The following is a 22,261-nucleotide window of genomic DNA, read 5'->3' as shown; positions in this document are numbered from 1 at the left end:
GCGCTTTTTTATATTTTAAATATACCAACCGGTTTCAGGGAGATTAGGCCTGCGATGATCACAAACCTACGCTTCGTCCATAAAGTACTTTTAGCAACTTCATTGATCGTATCAATAGCCTTTGCGGGCTTCGCGAGCTTTAGCTCCTACATTCAAAAGCAAGGTATTCGCAGCAGTTTAGACGCGTCTTTGATTGAAGTAGGAAAACTAACCGCGGAGAACATATCCTATTGGCTTGATACTCGTATCAAATTGATTGAGGCTACTACGCAAAGCTTGGAGAAGGACAGCACTCCCCTAATATTACAAACCGTGTTAGAGCAGAAAATTTTTAAAGATATTTTTGAAAAAGTGTACTATGGACAAGCGGATAAGAAGTTCACCATACACCCTAATCAGTCTGTACCCGCGGGATATGATCCAACCTCCAGACCCTGGTACCTGTCCGCCGCCACCTCTAGCTACACCATAATTACTCCACCTTATATTTTTTCTACGAGTGGAAGTCTTGGAGTGACAGTCGCGGCCCCCTTGTTGCGTAACAATAAACTTGAAGGTGTGTTTGCAGGAGACCTGACGCTGACCGCACTTGTGGACATTATCAAATCCTTGAATGTAGGTGGATTAGGTGATGCTCTACTGGTTGATGAAAACGGAAAAGTACTAGTAAGTTCAAGACCTGAAGAAATACTGAAAAAACTTCAAGATGTTTTCCCTGAAAATACGCCTGCGATAACGGCCGGATTCAGTGACACCAAACGTGATGGACGCTCTCAGATCGTACTATTCACTCCAATACGAGGCCTAAAATCCGCCAATTGGTATCTGGTTTTATCCATTGATGCAGAAAAAGCTTTTGCACCAGTTAGTCGCTCACGTGACATCGCAATAGCCGCAACGATAGTGGCAGTGACGATGATAACCATTTCACTCGGACTTCTGATGAAAGCGTTGCTGGCCCCCTTGCTCCTACTAACCCAGGCAATGGTTAATATCTCCGAGGGGGATGGGGACCTAACCCAGCGACTACCCCAGCACCGTCGAGATGAATTTGGTATTTTGGCTAAAGCTTTTAACCGATTCATCGAGCGTATACATAGTTCAATACGGGATGTGGCTCAAAGCACCACTTCACTCTATGGCGTGAGCCAACAAGTTTTGTCAGCGTCTACCGAGTCAATGCAACAATCAGATACTCAAGCATTGCGGACGAATAGCATGGCCACCGCCATAAACGAGCTTGGTGCAGCTTCTCACGAAATAGCTGGCAATGCGACACACGCTGCAGGTGAGGTTTCATCCGCACGGGAACAGGTCGAGCTGGGAAAATCCACACTTCATCAAGCCTTACTGGCAATGCAAGTACTTTCGCAAAAGATCGCCTTATCTTGTAAGCATATAGAAGCTCTACATAGCAAAACGGCAAACATAGGAGTAATCCTTGAAGTCATTCGAGGAATATCTGAACAGACTAACTTATTGGCACTTAATGCGGCTATTGAGGCTGCTAGAGCGGGTGACGCTGGAAGAGGGTTTGCAGTTGTCGCAGATGAGGTAAGAAGTCTTGCTCAGCGAACACAAAGTTCGGCTCAGCAAATCAAGCAAATGATTGAGGAGCTTCAAGCAGGGTCGCTTGAGGCCGTAACATTGATGGTGGACAGTCAACGACGAAGCACCGACAGTATGAAAATCGCTAAGGATGCTGGAGACCGACTTGAGATTATAACGACACGAATTGGTCAAATAGACAATCAAAATCAGTCGATAGCTACTGCAACAGAAGAACAGAGCTATGTTGTCGAGGCAATAAATGTGGATGTGACAGACATAAACATACTTATTGAAAAGGGAGTAGTTAACCTGTGTACAACACTTGACGCCTGTAGATCCTTAGAGAGTGAAGCACTCACACTTCAAAAAATAGTACTAGGCTTCAAAATATAAGGAACACGCTAACAAATACTCCAATTTTAGTGCGGTTTTTTTCTTAGAGCCTATATAGATAATATTGTGTAGATTGCCACCTCAAACATATGCACAAGAAACTGAGCAACACACCAAACACCTGCCGCCCAACCAAATAGGGCGGCAGTTTTTTTACTGAGCCAACGAACCAAAACCCTGACTGACATGGACATCAAAAAAGAGAAAAGCTCTCTGTATCAATAGACCTCAGCATTTGGGTTATATTGTCGCATCCTACAAACAATTTAAAGACCACAATATTGTGCAGCTAACTTAACGTAACGCAAATACCGCTTCGACTTCCACAGGGGCGCCACGAGGTAATGCTGTTACACCAATAGCAGCACGAGCATGCTTCCCGCGCTCTTCGCCAAAAACCGAGACCAACAGATCAGATGCACCATCCAGCACCTTTGCCTGCTGTTCAAAGGCCGGGAGGCACTTTATGAATCCATTAACTTTCAAGACCCTAACTTTACTAAAGTCACCATTGCAAGCCTGGTTCACTATTGCAAGCAGATTTAGCGCACAAATTGACGCGGCATCTTGAGCCTCTTTCATTGAAAGATCGACACCCACAGTTCCTTTGTATTGCAGAATATTGTCTCTTAAGCACACCTGCCCCGCCACGAATAGTAGATCTCCGTGAATCGTGAAGGGGGTGTAGTTTCCACCCTTTATATTAGGGCCTGGCAACGCCAGACCCAGCTCATCGATTCGACGCAACACTTCATCCATTTTACCTCCTCCAATTAGTTGATAAAACTATTGATTCACAGCGGAAGAAATCCACCCATGATTTAGAGCCTTGGTGAACACGTCAGGATCCACGTTTCCTCCTGAGCATACGACTACAACAGTCTGACCGTGAAATTTTTCTTTTTCTCTTATTAAAACTCCAAGCGCAGCGGCGCCACCTGGCTCTACAACTATTTTCAGATGACGGTATGCTGCACTCATAGCAACGAACACATCTTGCTCGGTAGCAACGGTGCAGTTAAGGTTTTTTGTTTTCAGAACCTCAAACGGTTTGACTCCGACGGACGGACCCGCAATTCCATCAATTATCGTAGGCGACAGAGTCTTTAATTTCTCAGGCTTACCACTTTTTAATGATAATGACCACTTTTCATAGCCTTCTGCTTCAGTCAAATAGCAATTAGCCAATGGGTAATTATTATTAATTACAGTGATTACGCCAGCAGCGAGGCCTCCACCACTGCACCCCAAGAGTAACGAATCCGGCACTTTACCAAGAGCTTGAAGCTGATCAGAAATTTCGACCCCTACGGTGCCCTGGCCAGCCATTACAAAGTCATCATCAAAAGGCGGAATAAATGTAAGCCCCCTGCTTTCTATGAGCTCTGCCACTACCTCCTCTCGATCTTGAGTTTGCTTATTATAAAGGACGATTTCTGATCCCCACCAACGACAGTTATCCTGTTTTATCTTGGGGGAGTCACTCGGCATTACTATTACGGCTGAGCATCCAAGTACCTTGGAAGCCGCAGATACCGCATTTCCATGGTTTCCGGCAGAGTATGTAATAACTCCACTTTTGCGCTGTTGAGAAGTGAGCGAAATCATTTTGAATAGTGCGCCGCGAATCTTAAATGCGCCCGTCTTCTGCAAACACTCAGCTTTGACATACACATTTGCACCGACCAACGAATCCAAAACTGGCGAGTTAAGCAAAGGCGTTTTTATTACTTGGGTAGACAACTGCTCTGCCGCTTCCCTAATCAAATCCATACTGAATATCGACATCACACCCCTCCAAACTTAAAGTTCACACAACCAACTAGTAGATTTAGCTTGAAAGCCATAAAAAAATATTATTCCACCTAAATCCGATGTAATGGCCCGCCCATATGCTATTTTGCTATAAAAATCTTTTTTACATTCGCTCAACCCACAGAAAGCTGCTAACCATATATCTAGATAGATATAGCCCAAGGTCTCTAATTCAGCCATAGACTGTAAAGAATGTTGATTTTAAACTACCATTGTTGTCTGCTGCCAGGCAGGTGACTTATCATCTATCAGATAGAACGAAATTGAATAGCTCAGTTAAAAACATTGGGTTACGTAGCATCACGAGCAGTCTTACAATTATATCAATAGACTGTATTCAATTAGCGGCACACCATTCAAATCTGATGTTTTGATTGCTGGTAAATCACCCCAGACTCAATTGCTAGAATTTAATTAGGAGTTGAATAAACACAGACATGGCATAACCGGTGCGATCCCGGAGCACTCGCGACAGCGCCTAAGGCGTTTCGCATCGCATCCCTTGTCCGTCCGCGCGTTATAGGTCGTCGAATAGGCATGAGTAATTAACAGGCATGCAAGAATTCTACATCTTGCGCAAAAAGCTAACGCAGAAAAGCTAATTAGGTGATGGGTGACTCAGAAATTATTGAAAATGTGCTGAAACGTAAGTCATCCAATCATTTTGGTCCGTTGGTGGTAAAGCCTGAGGTAAATATCACGGGCTGGTATCAAATGTGCTGAACACAGTTCTACCAAACGCTCTGTATCCCCAACGCTGATCGCCTCGATAATGTCCCAGTGCTCCTGGCGTGCACGCTCCATCTGCTCGGGAAAAACCAGTGAATAAGAGCGTATGGAGTGACAGCGTTGGGCATGGTGCTGTATCGCATCGACCAGAATCTGATTATCGGAAAGGGAAAACACTTGGCGATGAAAGCGCATGTTCGCGCGAAAGGCACTACGAAGGTCGCAGCGCTGAACGCTGGTGTCGTGAGCTTTTTGGATTTGCTTCAATTGCTCCATCGCCTGCTCAGGGACAGGGAAAACGATTAAACGGGCACATTCCGCTTCGAGCAGCATGCGCACGGCGTAAAGGTCTGTGACTTCCTTGGCGCTGTACGAACGCACCACCGCGCCAATATTGCGCTTGCGCTCAACCAGCCCCATCCGCTCCAGCTCAACCAAGACTTGCCGGATGACATGACGCTTCAAGCCGAAGCGTGCCAAGAGTTCATCTTCAACCAGACGTTGGCCTGGGTGGAGGAAACCCAAAACGATCTCTTCCTCCAGTGTAAGAACTGCCTGTTCAAAGGCGCTGAACTTCTCGATAACCGCCATGAATCCTTACTACCCTGCTTGCCTGATGAATAGCCTGCCACATATTCCGAGCAACCGCTCGACCGATTAGAGAAATTTCTCTTTGCACAGGTCGGAGTGCTGTGCTTTCCTAAAAAACGGATTATCAATAATTCTATTAACAATAACTTCAACAATAGGAATTTGCCATGCCGAATCGAGATAGCAAAGCCTGCGGCCTAGAAAAAGGGCTCGCCCAGTATGGTGACCCAGGTTTTTCCCTGTTTCTGCGCAAAGCCTTCATCAAGGGCGCGGGTTACAGCGATGAAGCCCTGGACAGAACCATCATCGGTATTGCCAATACGGGAAGCGGATATAACCCATGTCATGGCAACGCACCCCAATTGATTGAGGCAATCAAACGTGGGGTGATGCTCGAGGGCGGCTTGCCTATCGATTTTCCAACCATCTCTGTTTCGGAAGGCTTCTCCCAGCCCACCAGCATGTATTTGCGCAACTTGATGGCCATGGATACCGAAGAAATGATCCGGGCTCAGCCGATGGATGCAGTGGTTCTAATTGGAGGTTGCGATAAAACGGTTCCGGCCCAATTGATGGGCGCGGCCTCGGCCAACGTTCCGGTAGTCCAGGTCGTCACCGGCAGCATGCTAACCGGAGGCCATCGAGGCGTGCGGGTGGGGGCCTGCACCGATTGCCGACGTTTTTGGGCTCAATATCGAGGAGAAGAAATAGAAAATGCGGAAATCACCGAGTTGAATAATCAACTAGTAGGTAGCGTGGGGACCTGCTCGGTGATGGGCACGGCAAGCACTATGGCGTGTATCGGCGAGGCACTAGGCATCATATTGCCAGGTGGCGCTTCGGCACCGGCCGTCACCGCGGACCGTATGCGAATCGCCGAAGCCAGCGGCCGCGAAGCTGTAAGGATGGCTCGCGCCGGGTTGACACCCGATAAAATTCTCACCCCCAAGGCTTTCGAGAATGCACTACGTGTGCTGCTGGCCATCGGTGGTTCGACCAACGGCATCATCCATTTGACAGCCATCGCTGGTCGCATGGGCTATGAAATTGATCTTCAAGCCGTTGACCGCATGAGTCGTGATACACCGATGCTGGTTGATGTGAAACCTTCCGGGCAGTTCTACATGGAAGATTTTCACCGTGCAGGTGGTTTGCAGACGGTACTCAAAGAATTGCGGCCTCTACTTCACTTGGATGCGTTAACGGTCACTGGCAGAACGCTGGGCGAGGAACTGGAGATGCACCCTGAACATGTCCAGCAAGTGGTCAGACCTTTTGATAGGCCGCTGTATCCGGTCGGAGGACTCGCATACCTTCGCGGCAACCTCGCCCCTAATGGGGCAATCATCAAACAATCGGCGGCTGATCCACGGCTAATGGAGCACGAAGGCCGTGCTGTGGTTTTCGAGAACATCGAGGACATGGTGGCGCGCATGGATGATCCTGATCTGGACGTCATGGCGGATGATGTACTCGTCCTGAAAAATATTGGACCGATTGGTGCGCCCGGCATGCCCGAGGCCGGCTATTTGCCTATTCCAAAAAAGCTGGCCAAAGCCGGAGTTAAAGACATGGTGCGCATTTCTGACGGACGCATGAGTGGTACGGCCGCCGGCACGGTCGTTTTGCATGTCACTCCCGAATCCGCACTGGGCGGCCCCCTTGCGCTAGTACGCACCGGCGATCGCATACGCCTCAGCGTGCGCGAACGTGCATTGCAACTGCTGGTGTCTGACGAGGAACTGGCTATCCGTGCGGCAGACTGGGAGGCGCCGCCGCGGGCGGATGCAGAACGCGGCTACCGAAAGCTGTTCTTTGAACAAATCACTCAGGCAGGCGAAGGTTGCGATTTCGCTTTCTTGCGAGCGCCTCGCATGATCGCAAGGGTACCAGCGAGCGATAGCTGAACCTTGCGCCAAAGCCCGCCATTGGCGGGCGTTCCTGCGTCCCTTACAAAAACAAAAAAAGGTGACTTGAGATGGCCAGACCCACCCGTGTGCGTTATGTAATCCTCCTGCTTTTGTTCGTTGTTACAACTCTGAACTATGCCGACCGTGCCACCCTTTCCATTGTCGGCTCCGCATTACAAAAAGACCTGAATCTGACCCCGGTGCAAATGGGTCTAATTTTCTCGGCCTTCGCTTGGGCATACGTGGCAGGCCAAATCCCTGGCGGTTGGCTGCTCGACCGTTTTGGGTCTAAACGCGTCTATGCCTGGAGTATTTTTCTATGGTCATTCTTCACGTTGCTACAGTCGTTTGTCGGATGGATGAGTGTGACTTGGGCAGTCGCAACACTATTCACCCTGAGGCTGTTGGTGGGGGTAGCAGAATCTCCATCTTTTCCAGGTAACAGCCGAATCGCCGCCGCGTGGTTTCCGACATCTGAACGGGGTACCGCCGCGGGCATCTTCACCTCTGCCCAGTACTTTGCCACGGTTTTGTTCGCACCACTGATGGGTTGGTTGACATATCACTACGGATGGCACTCCGTCTTCGTCATAATGGGTCTGCTGGGCATCGCTATGACGGGCGTGTGGTGGAAAGTGATGCACGAGCCCGATGAACACCCACGTGCCAATATTGAGGAATTGACGCTGATCCGCGCAGGCGGTGGCCTGGTGGAATCCTCTCATGGTGCGCAATCCGAAAGCCGAAACCCGGTGCGCTGGGGAGACATCCGTCAGGTCCTGGGTCAGCGACTCATGATCGGGGTGCTGCTGGGCCAATATTGCATTAATACGCTTTCCTACTTCTTCCTGACGTGGTTTCCAGTTTATCTGGTTCAGGAACGCGGGATGTCTATTCTCAAAGCGGGTTTCATCGCCTCCATTCCCGCACTTTGTGGTTTTGCCGGTGGAATCTTGGGTGGGATCCTTTCCGACAGCCTTGTTCGGCGCGGTTACTCCCTGACCTTCGCTCGCAAAGCACCAATGGTCATTGGCATGCTGATGTCGACGAGCATGGTGGCATGCGTCACTGCATCCGCCGACTGGTTGATAATCATGCTGATGGCTTTCGCTTATTTTGGCAAAGGCTTCGGCGCCGTGGGTTGGGCGGTAGTGTCGGACACTGCTCCTAAACGCATCGCCGGCTTATGTGGTGGTGTGTTTAATGCAGCTGGCAACATTGCCGGGATCACTACGCCGATTGTTATTGGGCTAATTTTGCAACAAACCGGCTCATTCAATGGAGCGCTGATCTTTGTCGCCGCAAACGCGCTGGTCGCTATGTTCTGTTACCTCGTGGTGATGGGTCCGATCAAACGACTAGAGTTACCGGAATCCACTACGACTGATTCCGGGGCTATCAAAGGTCTGGAAGTAAAAAGACCTGTTTCCAACTAAGTTCCGTTTGAAGAAGCGGCGGGGACTGCCTGCCGCTTCGGTGGCGGCGATCAGTAAATTGAGCACTCCTGAGCTAATGCAAATATATTCTGCACTCAATTGGGAAAACCCGCCGCCCCTCAACGAGTACCAGAGCCAAGTTCGCGAGACTGCCGAGCGGGATGGGCAATCGATGACAGCCAGAAGTATCACAGCGTTACCGCTGTGGCATAGTTGATTGCTGATGCTTTAGGTGAACCTAGGTTTGGTATCAGTGCCGTCATGCTGACCAGCCGTCACACGCTCGATGTTCTTCAGGCTATTTTGAATTCCGTCCCCGTGCTGCAGATGCGTAGAGCGATCATGAGTCCTATCAGGAGTTGTAGAACCTTGTTTATCATCTGGTTTCTAGCCTAGCAGATCAGCGTGTATCCAGGCCGCGAAAACGGTAGCCTATTCGGGCTACCGGTATTTCTGCCGGCCCTGCCTACGCAGATAAATACTGATGATCCTGTAAACGTTAAAGATATACGGGCTCAACCTAACGGTTCAACCAACCTCGCGCTTTACTCTGCTTCGAAGCAGTTTAACTTTCACTGATGCTTTCCATGACAAGTCGATATGAGAATCGTCTCAAGATATGCATCGAGTACCTCGCTACCGCCTTCAGAACCGAAACCGGAATCCTTGACACCACCAAAAGGGGTCTCAGCAAAAGCCACAGCGTGGTGGTTGATCCCGATAATTCCAGCCTCGATATCCTGAGCTACTCGACTTGCATTCGCCAGAGAGCGCGTATAAACGTACGAGGCCAGCCCATAGCTCAATCGATTGGCTTCAGATATGGCCTCGTCATAGGTCTCAAACTTGTTAACCAGCGACACGGGCCCAAAAGGCTCATCGTGCATTATCCGCGCATCCTGTGGCACGTCAGTGAGCACTGTCGCCTGAATAAAGCTTCCTCGCTCTCCATGCCTCCTACCCCCTGCAGCGAGGGAGGCGCCTCGTTCAACCGCGTCATCGATCAAAGCTATGATTGAGCCAAGTCTGCGTTCGTTAACAACCGGCCCCATCTCGGTATCAGGAGCAAGCCCATCTCCCACCTTGATCGCCTGCACTTCACTGCAGAATCGGCTGAGGAATTCGTCATATATCCCGGACTGGGCTAAGAGCCGCGTAGGAGATATGCAAACTTGACCAGCATTTCTATATTTGGCGGCCTTGAGCGCAGGGATGCACAAATCCAGGTCCGCATCATCGAATATCAATACCGGAGCATGCCCACCCAGCTCCATTGTGCAGGGCTTCATCTGCGCCCCTGCTTGTGACGCTAGGAGTTTCCCAACAGCCGTAGAGCCCGTGAAGGAAATCTTTCTAATGACTGGATGATTGATCAAGTAACTTGAAATCAAGGCCGGATCACCAAATACAAGGCCTATAGCCCCATTCGGCAAGCCAGCATCAACGAACGCCTTAACGAGTTCGGCACAACTTGCCGGCGTTTCTTCAGGACCTTTGACAATGATTGAACAGCCCGCCGCCAGCGCGCCCGAAATCTTGCGCACCGCTTGGTTAACCGGAAAATTCCAAGGCGTGAATGCTGCAACAGGACCTACAGGACGCTTGATGACCTTCTGCTCAACGACAACCGATCTTGACGGAACGATACGGCCATATGCCCGGCGCCCTTCCTCTGCACACCATTCGATAAAATCAGCGGCCCCATGAAGTTCAGCGAGCGCTTCCTTGATGGGCTTACCCTGCTCACAAGTCAGTTTTTCGGCAATGGCCTGACTACGCGTCCTTAATAACTGCGCAGCCTTCCTCATGACCGCCGAACGGTCATATGCACTTTTTTTGCTCCAGACTTTGAATCCCTCAAGAGATGCGTTCACCGCCCTCTCCAGGTCGGCTTCAGCGGCACAAGCAACAGTACCGATTGTCTCTGCAATGGCCGGATTTACTAACGGTAAGACTATTGCATTTGCCCCGTCACACCAGCTCCCATCAATCAACAACTTGACATGCTCACCCATCATTTCCTCCTGATATATTATCTCCAAAAGCAAGCCCGCAACGGTCTATCCAAACGGGCGCCTTCAGATATCTCTCAATTGAAGGTGCGTTAAAAACTATAGGTAATCGCCGCACTCGCATAATCATGATCACGGAAAGGATCATATTTAGCACTGTCAGCAAACGTTACGTAGTTAAGGTCAAGACCAACAGACGAATAGAAAAACTTAACGCCTAGCCCAAGTTGCTTGCGCCCTTCAATCAGTTGGCTATCACTGGAAAAACCTTTGACATCATGGGCCCAAAAGACATTTGGAGAGATCCAGAGGCCAGCAATGGAATCCACGCTGTAGTCCAATTGCGCCTTCAACCTATACCCCCAAGAAAACTTAGTGACATAGCCATCGTCTTTACATCCATCAGGCTGAGGGTTCGTACTCAGGCAATCGCCTCCACCGAGGCTTTCATGGGCACCGTTGCCGAATATAAAACCCCGGCCATAACGGATCCCTGAGAAAGAGTCTCCGACATCCGTATATTGCACAGCCACTTCACTCGCAAACAAACCTTTCTGCGCATTTAACATAGGAGGAAGCGCAGTCACGCCGTTAACCAACAGCTGAGCTTTTTTCAAGCGGTCATACCCCCCGATATCCGTCCCATTCCCAGCCTGGCGGGCTGCTAAGGCTTGTTCAGCTAGAGGCCCCTTACCTTGAAAGATCGCGAGTACGATATCGTTGGCATTGCGCTGAACAGGTTGATTTGGCGTATAGCTCAATTCACTGCCCACGGCCCATCTGCCCAACTTGGTCTTGGTCGTAATACCAAAGGTTCGCACGTGATCAGGGTAGGCCCAAAAACCCTCTGCGGGACTCAAGCCAATGGCCTCCACCGCTTTAGGGCCATTAAGCAAAGCACCCGGCGGATCATCCCCCATGCGAGCACTGATAATGGGCATGCGCGAGTTAACTTGAGTGGCATAAAGTCCTAGGTCGGTGGCAATACTGTCAATCAAGAAGTGATAAGCAAAACCAAATTGCCCACCGTCACTTCCATCTTTACCCTTCCCCAGCGGTAAATAATTGCCGTTAGCAAATTGCGTCTCAGAGGTGGCTCCGGACAACAATGCAGCGCCCTCACATGCCGAACCTGACTTCGTCGTCAGCCCCATTTCCAAAGGTGCCCAGTAAGTGCTGCACGAATCCATCACGCTGGGTTCCCACTTCAGCTGATAAAACGCCTCAAGCGTCCCGCCCAGGATATTGGTTAACTTTCCATAGGCGGACCAGATAGGCACAAACATTTCTTTTTGGACATCAACGCCTGGTTTACGCAACGCTGAAACGTTTAAAGGGTTGATCTGGTTGATGCCTTGGAAGAAAACACTCCCTCCCCAAGGGATACTCTGCCGCCCCAAACGCGCCTCTGCGAGGCGATCATTAATAGCGAACTTCGACCAGACATAGGAATCCAGTGCCTCAACCCCCTTGTAGCGGGCCAACCTCGAGGCTCCACTGTCATCCAGGTTAGCACCTCGCTGGTAGCCGTTGGCCTGGTTCCCGGCATGCACGCTAGCGTTCTCCATGGCATCGTCATACCAACCTTTTAACCGGAGAAAACCGCCATAAGTACCATTGCTCAGCTGAATATCCGAAAGCAGTTTGTATTGAGTGGAAAAACGATCACCTCGATCATAATTGAGGTTACCGGAGTCGACGTTCGCGCCCCCTTGGCCGCCCGGCTTACCTACTCTCTCGCCGTTGAGCTTGGTAAACAGTTTTTTATCTGGGGACTCCGTCCTCCAGCCAGCGCCAACGGCAACACTACTGTCGATCTTTGCCTCCCAGCCATCGCCAAACTTCAACTGCACAGCGTAACTGCTTTCCGCACAGACGCCAGAGACCGTCGCTGTTGCAAGGCATACAAAGAGACGTCGCATCGCTATATTCATAATAAACTCTCTTTTTTATATTTTTTTTGAGAAATACGCACACCACAACGCCAAGCTCTTGCCTACAAGAGCTTTTACTCAGAAACCTACCCGAACCTAAAACCGCACCCAAGAATAACGGCATCACTTATCTAACTACAGCATGTACAGCGCCCGGCGTATAACAACTCTACCTATTGGTAATCCGCTTTACCCGCCAGAGTTTCTCTACGAGCACGGTGCACATCAAGAGTCTTTATAACCTGCATCTCCAGCAATTTTTTATCACTGCTTACAAGTGCACGACGGTATCGGTTAGCGTCAGCAAATACCGGAATTAACGACCCCAACTGTGTTTTTTCAATGCCGAGCATTTCCGTTAGTTCTGCTCCATGAAATGCAAGGCAAAGCTCATTTACCAGGTCTTTTGCGACGGATGCAGGCAAACTCATTGACGCCGCCACTGTTTTCGCCACAACCTCTAAAGAAGCGTGCGTCAGCTTTCGAGAGTCATCACTGACAAGGCCACATGTCATATCAATCAAGTCCAGCATCTCCTTAGCACTTTGCAGCCCGTCGACTAATCGATAGAGCTCAGGAGACACACCGATAAGATGCGCGATGTAGTGATACATATTAAACAGGACCGCCACTTCATCAGTCGAAAAGTCTATACCAACTTTAGGTAGCGCCAGCATAGGAATAGCGATTGTACTGAGCCATGTTCTCAGCATTTCAACCTGGTTAATTGGCTGCCCGACCTTTTCCGCATCCCAGCCCTTGCGTAAAAGCCCAAAACGCACATTAGAGTGCAATACTCGAACCTGAATAGTGCTTACATAACCATCAGCGCCAATATTTAAGCCACCTCGCGAAACAGCCGAGTTTCGCCACAGAGATGTTTCCAGCATACGACGTTCAGTGTTTTGGCTCAGGTTATCAGTGGCTATCAACACCTTAGCAATACTGGGAGAGGTATAAGTGTGAAGCAACCCGCCCAGGCCCAACGCCAAGCCAATCCATGGTTCGCCCACAGCCAAATAGGTGTCTGATCCAGCTCTGAATTTCGAGGCGTCAATCCAGTCCGGGATGGTTTCAGACTCCCGCAGCAGGCATTGAATTGCATCGGGAGCGTCAGCCAAGCTGGCCAAACCGTTTGCAATCCCCCTGTTGAGGTCTGCTCGGGAAAAACCCGAATTCATGTGGAGAGCCGCTACTGCGGCATCAGAAACAGGGTCTGCAACATTCAGCATGCGCTCTATGAGCAAAACCCTGTCTTTTCCAAACCGATCGATAGCGCGATCACGATTCAGAACGCCACCACCGTTGAGCAATTGTGAATTCTGCATGAGCCATCCTGCTTGTTATTGTTTCACTTGATGAAATGCAGTTTCATGATAATACGATTTCGACAAAATTTCTACTGTTTTGCAGGCTCAGGCTGTCCTTACATATTCGGATACGTCGGCCCACCCGCACCTTCCGGGGTGACCCAGGTGATGTTCTGCGACGGGTCCTTGATGTCACACGTTTTGCAGTGCACGCAGTTCTGCGCGTTGATCTGGAAGCGCTTGGCGCCGTCTTCCTGGGTCACCACCTCGTACACACCCGCTGGGCAATAACGCTGCGCAGGCTCGTCATACTTGGGCAGGTTGACGCTGATCGGGACGCTCGGATCCTTCAGCTTCAGGTGGCACGGCTGCTCTTCTTCATGGTTGGTGCCGGAGATGAACACCGAGCTGAGTTTGTCGAAGCTCAGCTTGCCGTCCGGTTTCGGGTAGTCGATCTTCTCCGAGTCGGCCGCCAGCTTCATACACGCGTAGTCTGGCTTGTTGTCGTGCAGAGTGAATGGGATCTTGCCGCCGAACAGGTTCTGGTCGATGAAGTTGAACGCGCCCCCGAGCACCGGACCGAACTTGTGAATCGCCGCGCCGAAGTTGCGGCTGGCGAACAGCTCTTCATGCAGCCAACTGTCTTTAAAGGCGTCAACGTAGCCGTTCAGGGCGTCGCCGCCTTCACTGCCGGCGATCAGCGCATCGGCCACCGCGTCGGCCGCCAACATGCCGGATTTCATCGCCGTGTGGCTGCCCTTGATCTTGGCGAAGTTCAGGGTGCCCAGGTCACAGCCGATCAGTGCGCCACCCGGGAAGACCATCTTCGGCAGCGAGTTCAGGCCGCCTTTGCAGATTGCCCGCGCGCCGTAGCTGATGCGCTTGCCGCCTTCGAGGTACTGCTTGAGGATCGGGTGATGCTTGACGCGCTGGAACTCGTCGAATGGCGACAGATATGGGTTGGCATAGGACAGATCGACGATCAGGCCGACCACCACCTGATTGTTTTCCAGGTGATAAAGGAAGGAGCCACCGGTGTTCTCGGTGCCCATGATGTCCAGCGGCCAGCCTGCGGTGTGCACCACCAGACCTTGCTGATGCTTGGCCGGGTCGACTTCCCAGATTTCCTTGAGGCCGATGCCGTAGTGCTGGGCATCGGCGTCGCTGTCGAGGTTGAAACGCTTGATCAGTTGCTTGCCGATGTGGCCACGGCAACCTTCGGCGAACAGCGTGTACTTGCCACGCAGTTCCATGCCCGGGGTGTACAGGCCGTCTTTCGGATGGCCTTCGCGGTCGACGCCCAGGTCACCGGTGATGATCCCGCGGACCACGCCGTTTTCGTCGATCAGCGCTTCCTGGGCAGCGAAGCCCGGGTAGATTTCCACGCCCAGGTTCTCGGCCTGCTGGGCCAGCCAGCGGCACAGGTTACCGAGGGAAATGATGTAGTTTCCTTCGTTGTGCATGGTCTTGGGCACGAACGCGCCAGGAACCTTGGTGTCAGCGTCGCTGCTGGTCAGCACATAGATGTCGTCGCCTTTGACCGGAGTGTTCAGCGGTGCGCCGAGTTCTTTCCAGTCCGGGAACAGTTCGTTCAGAGCGCGAGGTTCGAATACCGCGCCGGAGAGAATGTGGGCGCCGACTTCAGAGCCTTTCTCCACCACGCAGACGCTAATTTCCTGGCCAGCTTCGGCGCCCTTCTGTTTCAGACGGCATGCGGCGGACAGCCCGGCGGGGCCGGCTCCGACGATGACGACGTCGAACTCCATAAATTCGCGGTTCATTACTTGCTCCTCATAAAATGGCCGTCCCGGTCTGTCACCAGAGCGGTAGGCTGTAACTAACGATAAGCCGGGAATCATCCATGGCCCGGTCGAGATTGCGTCGCAGCTGCATGCGCCATTTGAAACCACGCTTCTTCAGAGGGCCGCTCTGGGTTGCCTATCCGATGTCCATGTCACGCTCGTGTTCACGACCTTTATTGGCGCCAGACACCAGCGTCCAGATAAGGGTCGGTCCCTTTAGCCGGTAGCCGGTGCCACCCTTCATTTGCTGTTAGGCCGCTCCCAGTGCATGACTGCCAAAACGCTAGCTAAGCATGCCGTTGAACATGCAGTTGTCGATGCAGGTTGAGCTGTAGACCTTGGAGTCTGCCCAGTGAAGCTCGGTCTTATGTGACTATTGTTCGCTCAACGGCAACAAGTACCGTAAGTGTCAGGGTCGTGCGGGATACTCGCTGCTTGGCAGTCAGGGGCATTTCGCCGTATTCGTCTTCGACACGTCCCTCGCTGCGGCGTTTGAGCAGTCCGGTGCCGGCACGGCCGCCCCGGCCAGCAGATAGCCGACGAACAGGCAAGGGAGCAACCGAAAGGCGATTTTGCGGTATACCGAATCACGCCACTGCACGTGGCTGATTGATGCAGCGGTGGTTCCATTTTGATTAGAAGACATGAACTTCACCTTGGATAATTATTCTTATGAGTTGGCGTACTCGCATCAGACATGAGGCTTACGTGTGCCTGTTAATCAGCCGTAAATGCTGGATTTGCGTATCACCTTCTCTGTTACAAGCCCGCAGAACGTGCCAACGCATCTCGAAAGTCCGGATGTGCGATGGCTGTCATGCGGCGGGCGCGCTCACGCAAGCTGCAGCCACGCAGGTCGGCTAGACCGTACTCCGTGACGATGATGCCGGCGTCCGCCCGTGGCGTACTCACCGGCCCCGACAGTCGTTCCACTAGTCGGCTCTGCGATCCACCCAGCGCCGTGGCCGGCAGCACGATAATCGGCAGACCGCCACGGGAGGCATGTGCGCCGCGCATAAAATCCATCGCCCCACCGACTGCGCCAACGTATGCTCCCCCGGCCACCTCGGCATTGATCTGTCCGGTGAGATCGACTTCAATGGCTGAATTGATGGTTACCAGTCGGTCGATGCTGGCGAGCACCTCCAATGCATGGGTGTAGGCGGTCGAACGCATCTGCACTTGCCGATTACGATGGGCGAATTGGTAAATACTCTGCCCCCCGAACAGTACACCGGCGACCGTAACGCCCGCGTCGATGGTCTTTCGGGCGTTGTTGATCACCCCCTGTTCCATCAGTTCCGCCACCTTGTCGCCGATAGCACCGGAATGGATGCCCAGGTTGCGGTGCGATCGCAGCCCGTCGAGTACCGCCTCCGGCAGGCTGCCCATACCCAATTGGAGAGTGGCGCCATCTTCCACTAGCCCGCCGATGTGCCGGGCGATTGCTTTTTCCACCTCACCGGCGGTCGCGTTCGGCACCTCCAGTGGAAGAAGTGAGCTACGAACCACCAGATCGATGTCAGCCGGGTCCAGGCGCTCACCGTATGTCCAAGGCGCCTGGTCATTGATTTCGGCAATGACCAGGCGCGCAGACTTCACCAGTGGCACCAGGTACTCAGCGGCAATGCTAAAACTCAAGCCGTCGGGCCCTTCAGCCACTTGGAGCAGCAATACGTCAACCGGGGCCAATGCCCGGCTCAATTGGGTGTAATGGCACGGCAGGATTTCCAGTCGCTGCTCCCGCGTCATGGCTCGATTGCGCCCGCCGCCACAGTAGGACTGGAACTGCACCTCATCGGCATGAGCCGGGCTTACCGCGTCCGAAAGGCTCAGACCCACAAACGCGCGGAAATCGCCAATCGTCTTGCGCTGCTCCATCAGGCGTTCGGTTAGAGCCCGTGGTTCGGCCCCTCCCTGCCCCCACACCACCCGGTCACCCGGGCGGATCAAGGAGGAGAAATCGATTGCCCGCAAGCTGATTTCTTCCATCATTGTTATTGCTCTCTAATGTCAGGCACGCTCAAAGATCGCAGCCATGCCCTGGCCACCGCCGATGCACATTGACTCCAGCGCGTAGCGTCCCTTGCGACGTTCCAGTTCGTGCAGGACCGAAGTGAGGATGCGCATGCCCGTAGCGCCTACTGGATGCCCCAGGGAAATCCCCGAACCATTCACGTTAAGCCGGTCAGGATCGTTCCAGCCGAAGCCTTTGAGCACCGCGAGTACCTGGCAGGCGAACGCCTCGTTGACCTCCACCAGGTCCATCTGATCGAAGCCAAGGCCCGTTCGCGCAAACAGCTTTTGCACAGCCGGTACCGGGCCGATACCCATGGTGGCCGGATCACAGCCTGCCGCAGCCCAACCCACGAGATAGGCCAGGGGCTCCAGGCCCAGCTCTTCGAGCTTGTCCTCAGCCACCACCAGGCAGCCGGCGGCCGCATCGTTCTGCTGTGACGCATTGCCGGCAGTCACTGTACCGCCAGCGGTCAGAGCACGCAGGGTAGCGAGCTTCTCAGCGGTGGTGTCGGCGCGCACGCCTTCATCGCGGGTAACGATCACCGGGTCACCACGGCGTTGCGGCACGCTGATGGGCACGATCTCCTTGTCGAAATAACCGGCGTCCCAAGACGCCGCCGCACGTTGCTGGCTGCGCAGGGCGAAGGCGTCGGATTCTTCACGGCTGACTCCGTAGTCACGAGCCAGGTTCTCGGCGGTCTCGATCATCCCCGAGATATGGCCGAAGCGATGCTCCGGTTGCGAGCGTTCACGGCCCCGATCAAGGCGGTCATGCAGGGTCACTGATCCTGCACGGGAGCCCCAGCGCATATCGGTAGTGTAATACTCGATATTGCTCATGCTCTCCACACCGCCGGCCAGCACCACATCGGCAGCACCCGTCTGCACCATCATCGCAGCGGTGGCCAGCGCTTGCAGTCCGCCGCCGCAACGCCGATCCAGCTGCATCCCAGGCACGCTCACCGGCAGGCCGGCCTCCAGGGCAATCCAGCGACCGACACAGGGAGTCTCGGAGTTGGCGTAGGACTGGGCAAACACCACATCATCAATGCGCGCCGGGTCCAGACGTGTCTGCCCCAGAATGGCCTTAACCACCTCGGCGCCCAACCGTTCCACGGGTACACCACGAAGGCTTCCGCCGAATGCCCCCACAGGTGTACGACGCGGTGCAACTATCGCTGCTCTTCTCATTTCATCTCTCCTCAGAGTGCGGCTTGCAATTGCGGAACGAGCTCGAAGAGGTCGCCTACCAGGCCGTAATCGGCCACCTGGAAGATCGGCGCTTCTTCGTCCTTGTTGATCGCCACAATAACCTTGGAGTCTTTCATGCCGGCCAGGTGCTGGATTGCACCGGAGATACCGACGGCGATGTACAGCTGGGGCGCAACGATCTTGCCGGTCTGGCCGACCTGCATGTCGTTGGGTACGAAACCTGCGTCGACCGCGGCGCGGGAAGCACCGACGGCAGCGCCCAGCTTGTCGGCCAGGGTGTACAGGTGTTTGAAGTTGTCGCCGTTCTGCATGCCGCGGCCGCCGGAAACGACGATCTTGGCAGCCGTCAGTTCCGGACGTTCGGACTTGGCCAGTTCTTCGCCAACGAAGCTCGAAGTGCCCGCGTCGTGAGCAGCCGCAACGGCTTCAACGGCAGCCGAACCACCTTCAGCCGCCACCGGGTCGAAACCGGTGGTACGCACGGTGATCACTTTGACCGCAGCGTTCGATTGCACGGTTGCGATGGCGTTACCGGCGTAGATCGGGCGCTTGAAAGTGTCAGCGCTTTCGACCGAGATGATCTCGGAGATCTGGTCGACGTCCAGCTGCGCGGCAACGCGCGGCAGGATGTTTTTGCCATTGGATGTCGCGGCTGCCAGGACATGGCTGTAAATCGACTGCTGCTCCAGGACCAGGCTGACTACCAGCGGCGCTACATTTTCGGGAAGCTGATGTGCATAGCAACCGTTATCGGCCACCAGCACTTTCGCCACGCCAGCGATTTTCGCCGCGGCTTCAGCCACGGCGCCAGCGCCCTGACCTGCAACCAGCACGTGGATGTCACCACCGATCTTGGCGGCAGCCGCAACGGTGTTCAGCGTGGCCGGGGCCAGTACTTTGTTGTCGTGTTCAGCAATAACCAAGATAGTCATTTAGATTACCTTCGCTTCGTTTTTCAGTTTCTCGACCAGTTCAGCCACCGACTTGACCTTGATACCCGCGCTGCGTGCAGCCGGCGCTTCGACTTTCACGGTCTTGTGGGTGGAGGCGGTGGAAACGCCCAAAGCGTCCGGAGTCAGCACTTCGAGAGGCTTCTTCTTGGCTTTCATGATGTTTGGCAGGGACGCGTAGCGCGGCTCGTTCAGACGCAGGTCGGTGGTGACGATGGCCGGCAGTTTCAGGGAAACTGTCTGCGCGCCGCCGTCGACTTCGCGAGTCACGGCAACGGTGTCGCCGCTGATTTCGACTTTGGACGCGAACGTGCCCTGACCGTAGCCGCTCAGTGCAGCGAGCATCTGGCCCGTCTGGTTGTTGTCGCTGTCGATGGCTTGTTTGCCAAGGATCACCAGCTGAGGCTGTTCCTTGTCGACAACAGCCTTGAGCAGCTTGGCAACGGCCAGCGAAGTCAGGTCTTCAGCGGATTCGACGAGGATGGCGCGGTCGGCACCCAGAGCCAGCGCGGTGCGCAGTTGCTCTTGAGCGGTGGACGGGCCGATGGAGACGACGACGATTTCAGTCGCAACACCTTTCTCTTTCAGGCGTACGGCTTCTTCCACTGCGATTTCGCAGAACGGGTTGAGGGCCATTTTCACGCTGGTCAGTTCAACCCCAGAGTTGTCCACCTTGACCCGGACTTTTACGTTGAAATCAACCACGCGCTTTACCGCAACGAGAATTTTCATGCTTTGATTACTCCAGTAAGGCTGGATCGGGAAAGAATGCGGTGGGCACGTTCGATCAACGGACGATCGACCATCGCCCCCTCGACCTTGACGGCCGCACCGCTGCCGATGGCCGCTACGACTGCTTGTGCCCAGCGAAGGGCCTCGTCGTCGGGCAGAAACGCCTTGCGCACAGGGACAACCTGACGCGGATGAATCAACAGCTTGCCGCCGAAACCTAGATCGCACGCGAGCCGTGCGTCTTCACTCACCTGAGCGGGATCGTCGATGGAGGTACAGACGCCATCCAACGGCGCGGCCAGCCCGGCCAGCCGGGATTGCAGGACCAGCGCACCACGGCACCAGGCCAAGGCCAGCCAGTTCGGCTGACACCCCAGATCCAGTGCCAGATCCAACGAGCCAAACGCTGCTTGAACCACGCCTGGAGCGCACAGTAGGCCAACGAGATTGTCAAAGGCTGCAGCGGTTTCAACCAGTGGGATAATCGGAACCGGACGTCCTAGCAGGTCGTGAATTAGTCCTACGTCAGCCGCTGTTTCCGCCTTGGCAAGCATTAAGCCATCAACATCAGCGTCACGTAGCGCGGTCAGGTCGGCCAGGAAATCTTCACTACTCGTAGCGTTGATCCGGACGATGACGGGGATCCTATCAATGCCATGACTGGCCACTGCCAATCGTGCAACTGCACGGTTTTCCGGAGCCACGGCGTCTTCAAGATCGAGAACCACCGCGTCGGCGCCACTGTCGGCAGCCTTGGCGAAACGTTCGGGCCGGTCGCCTGGAACAAACAGTGGTGCTATCAAAGGTCGGAACGGTGTATTCAGCATGCCGCACTCGCCTCCATGCTCAGCTTGCCTTCAGCGTCCTGGGTCCATGCCCGCAGGTTGTTTTCCTGATGCCGGGACACTGCCATCCGGAATGGCTGCCCGCTGATTAACGGCGCCATGCCCCGGTAGCCAAAGCGCGTGGGTACTTTTTGCGCATGCCGCGCCGCCAGATTGAACAGCAGGCTCGCTTGCAACGGGCCGTGAACAACCAACCCCTGATAACCCTCCACCTCTGTGGCATAAGGAAGGTCGTAGTGGATGCGATGGGCGTTGAACGTCAAGGCGCTGTAGCGCAGCAGCAAAGTCGAGGGGGTTTGCACCCATTCTTGCGGCTCGCCATTTCGCGGTGGTTCACTGCCAGCCAAAGCGCCGCCCGCTGAGGTTGCGTTCCGATAGACAATGTCCTGACGTTCGCGGATGGCGACCGCTCCGCGACAAGACAGTTCATGCTGCACGGTGACGAAGCAAAGCTTGCCGCTGCGCCCCTCTTTGAAACGGATGTCGGAAATGGTCGATTCACGCCGCACGATTTCGCCGACAGGCAAAGGCGCTAGGGTTTGCACTTCGCCTCCGGCCCACATTCTGCGCGGCAGCAGCACCAGAGGTAGGAAGCCGCCACGACGGGGATGGCCATCTTCACCCAGTTCGTCTATCGCTGCCGTCACGGTCATCGGCGCCAAACACCAGTGCAGACCCGGCGGCGCAATGCCCTCCACTTCCCACAGGTGCGGTGCCAGTGTGGCACGGTAGGCGTCCAGCATCTGCTGCGTGATCATCGCCTCGCAGTGCTCCTTGCGACCGAGCCAACGCTGCAACTCACCCAGATCGTTATCAGTCATGTCCTTGGCCTCAGTAGGAACGAGGCATGCCCAGCAGATGCTCGGCGATGTAGCTGAGGATCAGATTGGTGGAGATCGGTGCTACCTGATACAGGCGGGTTTCGCGGAACTTGCGCTCCACGTCATATTCGCAGGCGAAGCCAAAGCCACCGTGAGTCTGCAAGCAAGCATTAGCCGCTTCCCAGGAAGCTTTCGCCGC

General features: G+C 53.8%; 19 protein-coding genes and 1 pseudogene. 4 read left to right on the top strand and 16 right to left on the bottom strand.

Annotated features, from left to right (window positions below):
• Window positions 1-54: 54 nt before the first annotated feature.
• Together ACQKPC_RS24605 and ACQKPC_RS24600 are read left to right on the top strand one after the other, a co-directional pair.
• Window positions 55-1,086 (top strand): annotated as a pseudogene (locus ACQKPC_RS24605) (cache domain-containing protein); the annotation flags it as partial.
• A gap of 93 nt (window positions 1,087-1,179) precedes the next feature.
• Window positions 1,180-1,944, top strand: a complete 765-nt coding sequence (locus tag ACQKPC_RS24600; RefSeq protein WP_427626961.1) for a methyl-accepting chemotaxis protein — start codon at window positions 1,180-1,182, stop codon at window positions 1,942-1,944.
• Between the two features lie 294 nt (window positions 1,945-2,238).
• Here ACQKPC_RS24600 and ACQKPC_RS24595 read toward each other — a convergent pair whose 3' ends face one another.
• The 3 genes from ACQKPC_RS24595 to ACQKPC_RS24585 all read right to left on the bottom strand — a co-directional run bounded on the left by ACQKPC_RS24595 (window position 2,239) and on the right by ACQKPC_RS24585 (window position 5,079).
• Window positions 2,239-2,703, bottom strand: a complete 465-nt coding sequence (locus ACQKPC_RS24595; RefSeq protein WP_427626910.1) for a RidA family protein — start codon at window positions 2,701-2,703, stop codon at window positions 2,239-2,241.
• Window positions 2,704-2,730: 27 nt separating this feature from the next.
• On the bottom strand, window positions 2,731-3,732 hold the full coding sequence (locus ACQKPC_RS24590; RefSeq protein ID WP_427626908.1) for a threonine ammonia-lyase: 1,002 nt from the start codon (window positions 3,730-3,732) through the stop codon (window positions 2,731-2,733).
• A 678-nt stretch (window positions 3,733-4,410) separates the two neighbouring features.
• On the bottom strand, window positions 4,411-5,079 hold the full coding sequence (locus ACQKPC_RS24585; protein WP_427626906.1) for a GntR family transcriptional regulator: 669 nt from the start codon (window positions 5,077-5,079) through the stop codon (window positions 4,411-4,413).
• A 167-nt stretch (window positions 5,080-5,246) separates the two neighbouring features.
• Between ACQKPC_RS24585 and ACQKPC_RS24580 the strand changes: the two genes are divergently transcribed.
• Together ACQKPC_RS24580 and ACQKPC_RS24575 are read left to right on the top strand one after the other, a co-directional pair.
• A complete protein-coding gene (locus ACQKPC_RS24580; RefSeq protein WP_427626904.1) occupies window positions 5,247-6,986 on the top strand; it encodes an IlvD/Edd family dehydratase in 1,740 nt (579 codons plus the stop codon).
• A 71-nt stretch (window positions 6,987-7,057) separates the two neighbouring features.
• Window positions 7,058-8,425: an MFS transporter gene (locus tag ACQKPC_RS24575; RefSeq protein WP_427626902.1), complete on the top strand. Its 1,368-nt coding sequence runs from the start codon at window positions 7,058-7,060 to the stop codon at window positions 8,423-8,425.
• 572 nt (window positions 8,426-8,997) lie between these two features.
• On the opposite strand, the gene ACQKPC_RS24570 is transcribed toward ACQKPC_RS24575, so the two are convergent.
• The 13 genes from ACQKPC_RS24570 to ACQKPC_RS24510 all read right to left on the bottom strand — a co-directional run.
• On the bottom strand, window positions 8,998-10,440 hold the full coding sequence (locus tag ACQKPC_RS24570) for an NAD-dependent succinate-semialdehyde dehydrogenase (RefSeq protein ID WP_427626900.1): 1,443 nt from the start codon (window positions 10,438-10,440) through the stop codon (window positions 8,998-9,000).
• A gap of 89 nt (window positions 10,441-10,529) precedes the next feature.
• Window positions 10,530-12,371 (bottom strand): DUF1302 domain-containing protein, encoded by a 1,842-nt coding sequence (locus ACQKPC_RS24565; RefSeq protein ID WP_427626899.1) that lies wholly within the window; start codon window positions 12,369-12,371, stop codon window positions 10,530-10,532.
• 173 nt (window positions 12,372-12,544) lie between these two features.
• Window positions 12,545-13,699 (bottom strand): oxygenase MpaB family protein, encoded by a 1,155-nt coding sequence (locus ACQKPC_RS24560; protein ID WP_427626898.1) that lies wholly within the window; start codon window positions 13,697-13,699, stop codon window positions 12,545-12,547.
• 98 nt (window positions 13,700-13,797) lie between these two features.
• Window positions 13,798-15,462 (bottom strand): electron transfer flavoprotein-ubiquinone oxidoreductase, encoded by a 1,665-nt coding sequence (locus tag ACQKPC_RS24555; RefSeq protein ID WP_427626896.1) that lies wholly within the window; start codon window positions 15,460-15,462, stop codon window positions 13,798-13,800.
• Window positions 15,463-15,848: 386 nt separating this feature from the next.
• Window positions 15,849-15,983 carry a hypothetical protein gene (locus ACQKPC_RS24550; RefSeq protein ID WP_427626959.1) on the bottom strand — a complete coding sequence of 45 codons (135 nt, stop codon included), beginning with the start codon at window positions 15,981-15,983 and terminating at the stop codon, window positions 15,849-15,851.
• A complete protein-coding gene (locus tag ACQKPC_RS24545) occupies window positions 15,926-16,129 on the bottom strand; it encodes a hypothetical protein (protein WP_427626975.1) in 204 nt (67 codons plus the stop codon). The genes ACQKPC_RS24550 and ACQKPC_RS24545 overlap by 58 nt, the downstream gene beginning before the upstream one ends.
• A 113-nt stretch (window positions 16,130-16,242) precedes the next feature.
• Window positions 16,243-17,478 (bottom strand): acetyl-CoA hydrolase/transferase family protein, encoded by a 1,236-nt coding sequence (locus ACQKPC_RS24540; RefSeq protein ID WP_427626894.1) that lies wholly within the window; start codon window positions 17,476-17,478, stop codon window positions 16,243-16,245.
• 18 nt (window positions 17,479-17,496) lie between these two features.
• Window positions 17,497-18,693 carry an acetyl-CoA C-acetyltransferase gene (locus ACQKPC_RS24535; RefSeq protein WP_427626892.1) on the bottom strand — a complete coding sequence of 399 codons (1,197 nt, stop codon included), beginning with the start codon at window positions 18,691-18,693 and terminating at the stop codon, window positions 17,497-17,499.
• Window positions 18,694-18,704: 11 nt separating this feature from the next.
• Window positions 18,705-19,646 carry an electron transfer flavoprotein subunit alpha/FixB family protein gene (locus ACQKPC_RS24530; protein ID WP_427626890.1) on the bottom strand — a complete coding sequence of 314 codons (942 nt, stop codon included), beginning with the start codon at window positions 19,644-19,646 and terminating at the stop codon, window positions 18,705-18,707.
• Complete coding sequence (locus tag ACQKPC_RS24525; RefSeq protein WP_427626888.1) at window positions 19,647-20,396, bottom strand: electron transfer flavoprotein subunit beta/FixA family protein; 750 nt, start codon at window positions 20,394-20,396, stop codon at window positions 19,647-19,649.
• Window positions 20,393-21,223 carry an HpcH/HpaI aldolase/citrate lyase family protein gene (locus ACQKPC_RS24520; RefSeq protein WP_427626886.1) on the bottom strand — a complete coding sequence of 277 codons (831 nt, stop codon included), beginning with the start codon at window positions 21,221-21,223 and terminating at the stop codon, window positions 20,393-20,395. The genes ACQKPC_RS24525 and ACQKPC_RS24520 overlap by 4 nt, the downstream gene beginning before the upstream one ends.
• A complete protein-coding gene (locus ACQKPC_RS24515) occupies window positions 21,217-22,062 on the bottom strand; it encodes an FAS1-like dehydratase domain-containing protein (protein WP_427626884.1) in 846 nt (281 codons plus the stop codon). The genes ACQKPC_RS24520 and ACQKPC_RS24515 overlap by 7 nt, the downstream gene beginning before the upstream one ends.
• 10 nt (window positions 22,063-22,072) lie before the next feature.
• Window positions 22,073-22,261 (bottom strand): acyl-CoA dehydrogenase family protein (locus ACQKPC_RS24510; RefSeq protein ID WP_427626882.1); only part of this gene is annotated, 189 nt, incomplete at its 5' end.

Source organism: Pseudomonas sp. NPDC089918 (assembly GCF_050280605.1).
Lineage (GTDB): Bacteria > Pseudomonadota > Gammaproteobacteria > Pseudomonadales > Pseudomonadaceae > Aquipseudomonas.
This window is presented reverse-complemented; position numbering and strand designations above follow the sequence as displayed.

Excerpts from the sequence above, each read along its gene's own strand:
- ACQKPC_RS24600 (WP_427626961.1), top strand. The coding sequence starts at position 1,180 with ATGCAACAATCAGATACTCAAGCATTGCGGACGAATAGCATGGCCACC.
- ACQKPC_RS24595 (WP_427626910.1), bottom strand. The coding sequence starts at position 2,703 with ATGGATGAAGTGTTGCGTCGAATCGATGAGCTGGGTCTGGCGTTGCCA.
- ACQKPC_RS24590 (WP_427626908.1), bottom strand. The coding sequence starts at position 3,732 with ATGTCGATATTCAGTATGGATTTGATTAGGGAAGCGGCAGAGCAGTTG.
- ACQKPC_RS24585 (WP_427626906.1), bottom strand. The coding sequence starts at position 5,079 with ATGGCGGTTATCGAGAAGTTCAGCGCCTTTGAACAGGCAGTTCTTACA.
- ACQKPC_RS24580 (WP_427626904.1), top strand. The coding sequence starts at position 5,247 with ATGCCGAATCGAGATAGCAAAGCCTGCGGCCTAGAAAAAGGGCTCGCC.
- ACQKPC_RS24575 (WP_427626902.1), top strand. The coding sequence starts at position 7,058 with ATGGCCAGACCCACCCGTGTGCGTTATGTAATCCTCCTGCTTTTGTTC.
- ACQKPC_RS24570 (WP_427626900.1), bottom strand. The coding sequence starts at position 10,440 with ATGGGTGAGCATGTCAAGTTGTTGATTGATGGGAGCTGGTGTGACGGG.
- ACQKPC_RS24565 (WP_427626899.1), bottom strand. The coding sequence starts at position 12,371 with ATGAATATAGCGATGCGACGTCTCTTTGTATGCCTTGCAACAGCGACG.
- ACQKPC_RS24560 (WP_427626898.1), bottom strand. The coding sequence starts at position 13,699 with ATGCAGAATTCACAATTGCTCAACGGTGGTGGCGTTCTGAATCGTGAT.
- ACQKPC_RS24555 (WP_427626896.1), bottom strand. The coding sequence starts at position 15,462 with ATGAACCGCGAATTTATGGAGTTCGACGTCGTCATCGTCGGAGCCGGC.
- ACQKPC_RS24545 (WP_427626975.1), bottom strand. The coding sequence starts at position 16,129 with ATGTCTTCTAATCAAAATGGAACCACCGCTGCATCAATCAGCCACGTG.
- ACQKPC_RS24540 (WP_427626894.1), bottom strand. The coding sequence starts at position 17,478 with ATGATGGAAGAAATCAGCTTGCGGGCAATCGATTTCTCCTCCTTGATC.
- ACQKPC_RS24535 (WP_427626892.1), bottom strand. The coding sequence starts at position 18,693 with ATGAGAAGAGCAGCGATAGTTGCACCGCGTCGTACACCTGTGGGGGCA.
- ACQKPC_RS24530 (WP_427626890.1), bottom strand. The coding sequence starts at position 19,646 with ATGACTATCTTGGTTATTGCTGAACACGACAACAAAGTACTGGCCCCG.
- ACQKPC_RS24525 (WP_427626888.1), bottom strand. The coding sequence starts at position 20,396 with ATGAAAATTCTCGTTGCGGTAAAGCGCGTGGTTGATTTCAACGTAAAA.
- ACQKPC_RS24520 (WP_427626886.1), bottom strand. The coding sequence starts at position 21,223 with ATGCTGAATACACCGTTCCGACCTTTGATAGCACCACTGTTTGTTCCA.
- ACQKPC_RS24515 (WP_427626884.1), bottom strand. The coding sequence starts at position 22,062 with ATGACTGATAACGATCTGGGTGAGTTGCAGCGTTGGCTCGGTCGCAAG.